The sequence below is a fragment of the Mycobacterium sp. genome (assembly GCF_032162105.1).
Lineage (GTDB): Bacteria > Actinomycetota > Actinomycetes > Mycobacteriales > Mycobacteriaceae > Mycobacterium.
Genome location: NZ_JAVRPS010000402.1, coordinates 1 through 7,355 on the forward strand (window position 1 = coordinate 1; position 7,355 = coordinate 7,355).

The following is a 7,355-nucleotide window of genomic DNA, read 5'->3' on the forward strand; positions in this document are numbered from 1 at the left end:
CCGCCGATCGCAACGGCGGCCAGCGCCGCGCTCACCGCGGCCACGATCTTGTCTGTGAGGTCCATCTGTTCAGTTCCCTTTCTTCGAATCTCCACCAATCTGGCGTGCCCTCACCGTGCCCACCCAATGGTGTGCCGACGCTGAGCCCGGCTGAGAGCGCGCACAGGTACCGCCGCGAGTTGCGTTGTGATTGAACGGCGTATCGGGCACTTCGTCGGCCCGTGCACCACCATGAGGCCCCACCGAGGCAGATAGTCCACGCGGCGTTTGGATACACGGATAGCGGATCCCTGAGGGAGCTTTCAGCAGACCTCAGCGCGTTCATAGCAGCGGTTGGTGACCCTGGCGAGCGTGATGAGACCGCCCCAACGTGGCAGCGGTCAGATCGTGCCGCCCGCTATACCGGGACACAGATGGTGAAGGTTCCGGCAGCATTCACCTCGCAACGCTGCTCTGCGTGTGGGCATGTGGATCCGAAATCCCGTGAGAGCCAAGCGGTATTCCGGTGCACCCACTGCTCACATCATGAGCACGCGGATGTGAACGCCGCCAAGAATGTTTTGGCCGCAGGGCTTGCGGTCACCGCCTGCCGAGAATCTGTAGCACCCGCGGGCGCTACAGAGACGTCGAAGCAGGAACCAGCAGGAAACCGCGAGGAATTACTGCCCCAACCCCACCACTCCGCTCCCGCGGCGTGACCAGGTTGGAATCCCCCGGATTCATCCGTGGGGAGGAACGTCAACGTGCTATCCACCGGCCTGGCGATCGTCTTCCTTATCTGGTGGCGCAGCGGACAAACCCTCGACGTGGAAAACCTCGCATCCTTCCGTGGGGAGGTGCTGTTCTGGGTCGCGACCTTGCTCTCCAACAGCCTGGGCACCTCCAGCGGCGACTTCCTCGCCGACAGCCTCGGACTCGGATTCCGCGACAGCGCACTGACCCTGTCGGCGATCATGCTGCTCCTCCTCGTGGGGCACTACGTCACCCGCATCAACGCCATGTTGCTGTTCTGGATCGCGTTCGTGCTCACCCGACCCGTTGGGCGCGACCGTCGGCGACTTCCTGAGCAAACCCCGCGATCACGGTGGCCTGGCCTGGGGCACCGTCTGGACCTCGGCGGCCCTGCTCGCGGTGCTTGTCGTGCTGATCACCTATCAGGCCATCGACGTCCGTCGTCGCCCCTGAGCCCGCTGCCGGCCCCGGTGCACCGGCGCACCTGGGCACCGCAGCACCCCAATGGCGAACTCATCACCCAACCCACCGAAGTTAGGTTGCGCCCCCTCCGTAAGGAAAATAGTCAACTTGGGGAAGCGAGTCATTGAGCTGGGCATTGCCGGGCGACTGGCATTCGGTTTGCGTGCCGCCCATGTTGGTGCAGGACTGAGCCTGGGCGGGATCGCTCGGGGCCGTCGGTGCAGTGGCGACCGCCGACGTTGCTGCCGGAGCGGGAGCGGCCGCGGCGATCGGCGCCGCGGAGATCGCAGCCGCGACAACTGCCGCCCCTAACAGCGGCGTGAAGTATGTCGGACTGATTCGCATGGTGGTTGACCGCTACCGGTGTCCGCCGCCGCCGCCGCCGCCGCCGAGCAGAAACGCCTCGCCTCCGTAGGGATAGAAACTGACGGGGGGAGGAGCGTCGTTGATCTGGACATTGCCAGGCGACTGGCAGACGTTTCCGGCGCAGGACTGCTGGGGGGTTGCGGCTGCGGCAATCGGTGCGGCGGTGATTGCTACCGCGGCAGCTCCCGCCGCCAACAGCGGTGCGATGCGGGTCAGTTTGATTCGCATGGTGGTACTCCTTCGATGGTTGGTCCTGGTCAGGCTCACTCCAGGATTGCCCTCCGTCGAATGTGTGTCGCTGCGGCTGACACCCAACCATGTTGCCCCCCAGTGGGAATCAGCGCCTTCCTGCCAGCACCAATGGCCCCCCGTACTGCCGCTAGTGATCCCTGTCCCGGGTGATCGTGGCGGGACGACTCATGGCGCGTCGCGCGAACGGTTCGGCGCCGCTGCGAGCTGGCCGGGTTCCTCGTAGTCGCCTTGCTTCGGGTCGACGATGTGTCGCTCGCCGGTCCCCGAGATCTGAACCATTGGAGAACAATTCGTGGTGACGTCCTCACAACAGGCTGAAGCGGGTTAGTACAATTCGCGGCTACCTCTGCCGCACGGGCATTCCCGGCCGCGGAGTCTGGGATTGGCTGGTGCCGTGACGGATTGCAAGAACATCGACCACCAGTGCGGTCACGTCGTCATGTCCGCCCTCGTCGATCGCAGCCCTGATCAGGCTCTCGGCGGCGACCTGCGGATCGGACGTCGTCCGCAACACTCCTGCGATGAATCCATCGTCCAGGTCCCCGGTCAGACCGTCTGAGCATACGAGGATCCGGTCACCGGCCCGCATCGGCAACACCGAGATGTCGGCCGGGTACTCAATTCCAGCAAGCAGCGCACGGGTTAGCTGATTCCGGGCCGGATGGGACGAGGCTGCAAACGGCGCGATCGCGCCCCTGTCGATCAGTTCTTGCACGACGGTATGGTCGACACTGAGCTGGCGCAAGGCGTCGGAATCCAGCCGGTAGGTGCGTGAATCGCCGATATTCACCACCAACCACGACGGCACGCCGTCGACGCGAGTGGCGATCACGCCGCTGAGAGTGGATCCCGGGGGCCGCCCGCCGTCGACGGCGATGCGTGCAATCCGCGCCTGCGCATCCGACAGGCATGCCGTGAGCATCGCTCCGGTCACCTGGACTTGGTCAACCAGTGGCAAGAATGCCTCGACCGCTTCACGGCTGGCGACATCGCCGGCGCAGTGACCACCGATTCCATCTGCCACGACGAACACCGGCGGCCCCGTGAAGTACGCGTCCTGATTGCCTTCGTGACGACGTTCGTGCACCGCACCCGCGTGGGTCGCCGCACCCCAATCGATCGTCGCGGCATCCATCACCACGCAGCCCTGAATAATCCGCACTCTCACCTGGCGCGCACCGAGATGGATCGTGCAACCCGCCGGGACTGGCACCCGCAATCCCGACTCGATGGGGATCCGGCGGCCTTGCATCTCGATCGCGGAGCCGTTGGTGGAGGAACGGTCCCGGATCCACAGACCCGACTCCCCGATCCCGAACTCGAGGTGGGTCCGTGACACCGAGAGGGTTTCATCAGCGAGGGTGATCAAATGTTCGACTTTCTCACCGCTGGCGGGGGCCGGGTCGCGCCCGATCAGACCCCGACCCCGAACGCTGACCGTGGTCCCATCGTCGATCTCGAGTCGAATGAGGGGCCGATCGGGTTTCGTCTTCGGTTGGCTGGCGGTGGCCGTCGTTCTGCGCGCGCAGCTCCGCGGCGCCGCGGACCGCCTCGGCACTACGTCGGCCAAGACCCCGTCGTTTCGGTTCAGCATTGTCGGCCCTTCGTGCAGTTCAGCCGTCTGCGGCTGTTGACGCCAGCATGCTGCGCCCACTTGTGGCGATCCTGTGCACGGCTGAGCACGCTCTCAGCTACGGCGGATCACCCCACCTGTGACCGTTCTCAGCCTCGTTCAGCAACTACACAAGCTCCAGTCGGCATGTTGGACCCAACAGCCAAATGGGCTGCGAAGAGAGGATCGACAATGCTGAACCGAAAGAGCAGGATCGTCGCCGCAGTGACATCGGCACTTGCCGGCGCTGCGATCGGAGGAGGAATCGCCGTCGCCAACGCGACGCCCACACCGCCCCCGCCGGCACCTCCGACAGTGGTGGACACTCCGGAACCGGGTGACAGCCCGGACGGAATCGATGCCGCCGACACGGACAACGTCCAGGAAGGTGACCAGAACGGTCCGGAGGTGCCGGACACTCCCGTTCCTCCCGCACCGCCGACCCGCTGATCGCTCCGCCGCCGGCCGCCGCGATGGCCGGCGGCGGACCGAGAGATTCGTCGGGTCCGCCGCCGTTCGGGCGTGAACGGACGAAACTGATACGGGCAGATCGGCGAAAGGCGGGTGGGGTATGCGGGTGCTACTCGTGGAGGACGAGACGGCGCTGGCCGAAACGCTGGCCGCCGGGCTGCGGGCAGATGGATTCGCCGTCGACATCGTCGGCGACGGTGTCCTGGCGTTGACTCGAATGCAGACCGTCAAATACGACGCGCTGGTCCTGGACATCATGTTGCCGGGGCTGTCGGGTTACGAGGTGGTGCGCCGACTGCGGAGCGAAGGGGTGTGGGTCCCGGTCCTGATGCTCACCGCCAAGGATGGTGAATACGATGAGGCCGACGCTCTTGATCTTGGTGCCGACGACTATCTGACCAAACCGTTTTCGTATGTCGTCCTGCTGGCGCACCTGCGGGCGGTGATCCGCCGCGGGGCTCCGGAACGTCCAGCGCAGTTGGTCGCAGGAGACTTGATACTCGACCCCGGGTCGCGCACCTGTTGGCGGGCCGGCACCGAAATCGATCTCACGCCAAGGGAGTTCGCGGTGCTCGAGTATCTGATGCGTCACCGCGACCGGGTGGTGTCCAAGGCCCAGATCATGGCCGACGTGTGGGACACGTTCTACGACGGTGACCCCAATGTAGTCGAGGTGTACGTCGGCTACCTGCGCCGGAAGATCGATGCGCCGTTTGGCCGGCGCAGCATCGAGACGGTCCGCGGGGCCGGGTACCGGCTTCGCGATGACGTGGCACGACGTGTCCGTACGTGACTACCGAGGCTGACCTGCCGCGCCCGACGCGGTCGTGGTGGCTGCGGCTATCACTGCGGGCCCGGCTGACTGCTGCCGCCACCATCGTCATCGCGGTTGGGATGGCCGCCGCCGCAGCGCTATTGGTGTGGCGGGTGGACAGCGTGCTCGCGGCCAATCTGGACGCGAACCTGACCCAGCAGGTCGACGAGGTGGCCGCCGAGGTGGCCAAGGGTGACGCCAATCCGCGAGTGGCTCGCTCCGCGGGAGAATCGACCGTACTTCAGGTCGTCGACGGGGCCGGCAACGTGATCAGCAGTTCGGGCGACATCGACGGCGAACCACGGTTGTTCTTCATTTCGCCCGCGGCGGACGCCCCGGCACTCGGCACCGTCACTTCTTCGGCATTGGATGGACCGTATCGGGTGGCTGCGGTCGCGGTGACCTCTCCTTCTGGTCCCGCAACCGTGTACGTGGGCTCGGCGACGACCCCCCTGGAAGACAGCGCGAGCGAGCTCGGCGCCGCGTTGATCTTCGGTGTACCGACGATGGTTGCATTACTTGCGCTAGTCGGCTGGTTGCTGGTCGGCAGGGCACTGCGCCCTGTCGACGTGATCCGTCGCCAAGCGGCCGCCATCCCGGGGACGGATTTGCAGCAACGCCTCGACGTCCCGGCGTCAGACGATGAGCTGGGACGCCTGGCCCAGACCTTCAACGATCTGCTGGAGCGGATCGCGACCGCCGCGGATCGCCAGCGCCGGTTCGTCGCCGACGCCGCCCACGAACTGCGCACTCCGTTGGCGACACTGCGCGCCCGGCTGGAGATTGACCTCCGCCACGCGCCCGAAGGGGAAGGGGACGCGAAGATCGCCGATACGAGACAACTGTCCTTGCAACAGGTCACGCGCCTCGCGGCTCTGGTAGACGACCTGCTGCAACTGGCACGCCTGGATGCAGACCCCCGCCTGCACCGCCGTCCCATCGACCTCGACGATCTGGTGTGGGAGACCGTGCGGGAGGCCCGCGAAGGAGGCGCGCCACACCTCGACACCACCGGCATCTCCCCAGTGCGTGTGCTCGGCGACCCCGTCGCCCTTCACCGGGTGATCCGCAACCTCATCCGCAACGCCGTGCGACACGCAGACCAGACCGTGACCGTCAGACTGTTCCGCGACACCCCACCCGCGGGCAACCGCGCCTCCGCCAGCGCAGGTGGAATCGCAACGCTGATCATCGCCGACGATGGACCGGGCATTCCTCTGGCAGACAGAGAACGCGTCTTCGAGCGGTTCGTCCGCCTCGACGAAGGTCGGGCCCGAGACGCCGGCGGCACCGGTCTGGGCCTGGCAATCGTCGCCGACATCGTCACGGCGCACGGGGGACGAGTACGGATCGACGACAACCACCCCGGCGCCAAGGTGTGGGTGGAGTTACCGGCTCTGCCCTGACACCGCCGCCACAGGTTCTGCCTCCACAACGCGACGCCTGAGAGTCAACTCAGGCGGTCTTCGCGAGCTTTCAACAGGACGCACGCACAGTGTCGGTAGCAATTCAAGCGCGCAGACCTGGACGTAAGGAGGTCTGTGCCGAGATCTGAAGGGATACGACATGGGTTACGGAAACGCGCTTCGCACCGAGGTGCACAGCGAGGGTACGACACCGCTGATCGGGATATTCGACATGTACTCGGCCTCATTGGCAGCCCAACACTATGGCGGGATGTTCGTCTCGGGCTTCGGTTTCGCCGCTTCCTACTACGGGTTGCCCGACATCGGGTTCATCGCATGGCCGGACATGGTCAGCTTCGTGCAGCGGTTACGGCTTGCCTTCCCGCAACAGCACCTTCTGGTCGACATCGACGACGGATACGTCGATCCGGAAGTGGCCTGCCACGTCGTGGAGAATCTGGAGCGCATCGGCGCCTCAGGGGTGATCCTGGAGGACCAGCAGCGGCCACGCCGCTGTGGCCACGTCAGCGGCAAGCAGATCCTGCCGATCGAGCAGTATCTGGAGAAGCTGAACATGGTGCTCCAGACCAGGACCGAGCTCTTGGTCGTGGCCCGCACTGACGCAACCGAAGAGCGCGAGATCCTGCGCCGGGCCGAGATGCTGGCGGCCACCGATGCCGACGTACTGCTCGTCGACGGTGTCAGAAGCGTGGAATGGATAACCAAGGTGCGCAGCGTCGTCGGCGGTAAGCCCCTGCTGTTCAACCAGATTGCAGGTGGCATGTCACCCCGACTGTCATTGACCGAGCTCGAGGATCTGGGCATCAACGTGGCCATCTACTCGACGCCGTGTCTGTTCGCCGCGCACACCGCAATGGCCCACGCGTTGGTCGAACTGCGCGCCAACGATGGTCGCCTTGCCGAGGTCAAGTCCGACGACGTGGGCGTGGCGACCTCGATAGCGTTGTTGGAGGAGAACATTTCCCGACATCACCCACGACCCCGGCTGGACCGGCCCGATCAACTGCGCGTCGCCGGTTGATGTCCAGGCTCCGCCTAGATCCCTACATTCTGTTGCTGCTCGTCACCGTCGGGATCGCATCGCTGCTGCCCGCGCGCGGCATCGTCGCAGTCGAGTGCACGCACGCCACTGCCATCGCGATCGGCCTCTTGTTCTTCCTCTACGGCGCCCGATTGTCACTCCATGATGCGTTGGCCGGATTGCGGCACTGGCGGCTGC

At 65.5% G+C, this 7,355-nt stretch carries 8 protein-coding genes and 1 pseudogene; 7 read left to right on the forward strand and 2 right to left on the reverse strand.

The genetic code is table 11. The features are described from left to right. Positions 1 to 221 precede the first annotated feature (221 nt). Both QOC69_RS20585 and QOC69_RS20590 read left to right on the forward strand, forming a co-directional pair. The gene (locus tag QOC69_RS20585) at positions 222 to 698 is read left to right on the forward strand and encodes a transposase (protein WP_526443001.1); all 477 of its coding nucleotides are present in this window, start codon (positions 222 to 224) and stop codon (positions 696 to 698) included. A gap of 45 nt (positions 699 to 743) precedes the next feature. Further along, positions 744 to 1,322 (forward strand): annotated as a pseudogene (locus QOC69_RS20590) (COG4705 family protein); the annotation flags it as partial. Positions 1,323 to 1,551: 229 nt separating this feature from the next. On the opposite strand, the gene QOC69_RS20595 reads toward QOC69_RS20590, so the two are convergent. Both QOC69_RS20595 and QOC69_RS20600 read right to left on the reverse strand, forming a co-directional pair. Continuing rightward, positions 1,552 to 1,788 (reverse strand): hypothetical protein, encoded by a 237-nt coding sequence (locus QOC69_RS20595; protein WP_526443003.1) that lies wholly within the window; start codon positions 1,786 to 1,788, stop codon positions 1,552 to 1,554. Between the two features lie 364 nt (positions 1,789 to 2,152). After that, complete coding sequence (locus QOC69_RS20600) at positions 2,153 to 3,280, reverse strand: protein phosphatase 2C domain-containing protein (protein ID WP_526443015.1); 1,128 nt, start codon at positions 3,278 to 3,280, stop codon at positions 2,153 to 2,155. Positions 3,281 to 3,616: 336 nt separating this feature from the next. Here QOC69_RS20600 and QOC69_RS20605 point away from each other — a divergent pair, with 336 nt between their 5' ends. The 5 genes from QOC69_RS20605 to QOC69_RS20625 form a co-directional block, all read left to right on the forward strand. Next, positions 3,617 to 3,874 carry a hypothetical protein gene (locus QOC69_RS20605; RefSeq protein ID WP_526443005.1) on the forward strand — a complete coding sequence of 86 codons (258 nt, stop codon included), beginning with the start codon at positions 3,617 to 3,619 and terminating at the stop codon, positions 3,872 to 3,874. 121 nt (positions 3,875 to 3,995) lie between these two features. Continuing rightward, a complete protein-coding gene (locus QOC69_RS20610) occupies positions 3,996 to 4,688 on the forward strand; it encodes a response regulator transcription factor (protein ID WP_526443007.1) in 693 nt (230 codons plus the stop codon). Beyond that, the gene (locus tag QOC69_RS20615; RefSeq protein WP_526443009.1) at positions 4,685 to 6,115 is read left to right on the forward strand and encodes a sensor histidine kinase; all 1,431 of its coding nucleotides are present in this window, start codon (positions 4,685 to 4,687) and stop codon (positions 6,113 to 6,115) included. The genes QOC69_RS20610 and QOC69_RS20615 overlap by 4 nt, the downstream gene beginning before the upstream one ends. 160 nt (positions 6,116 to 6,275) lie before the next feature. Continuing rightward, positions 6,276 to 7,157, forward strand: a complete 882-nt coding sequence (locus QOC69_RS20620; protein ID WP_526443011.1) for an isocitrate lyase/PEP mutase family protein — start codon at positions 6,276 to 6,278, stop codon at positions 7,155 to 7,157. Further along, positions 7,157 to 7,355: bile acid:sodium symporter (locus QOC69_RS20625; RefSeq protein WP_526443013.1), on the forward strand; the 199-nt coding region annotated here is incomplete at its 3' end. The genes QOC69_RS20620 and QOC69_RS20625, both read left to right, overlap by 1 nt.

What these genes read in the sequence shown, in the direction of transcription:
- QOC69_RS20620 (WP_526443011.1), top strand. Translation starts at nt 6,276, where the DNA reads ATGGGTTACGGAAACGCGCTTCGCACCGAGGTGCACAGCGAGGGTACG.
- QOC69_RS20605 (WP_526443005.1), top strand. Translation starts at nt 3,617, where the DNA reads ATGCTGAACCGAAAGAGCAGGATCGTCGCCGCAGTGACATCGGCACTT.
- QOC69_RS20610 (WP_526443007.1), top strand. Translation starts at nt 3,996, where the DNA reads ATGCGGGTGCTACTCGTGGAGGACGAGACGGCGCTGGCCGAAACGCTG.
- QOC69_RS20595 (WP_526443003.1), bottom strand. Translation starts at nt 1,788, where the DNA reads ATGCGAATCAAACTGACCCGCATCGCACCGCTGTTGGCGGCGGGAGCT.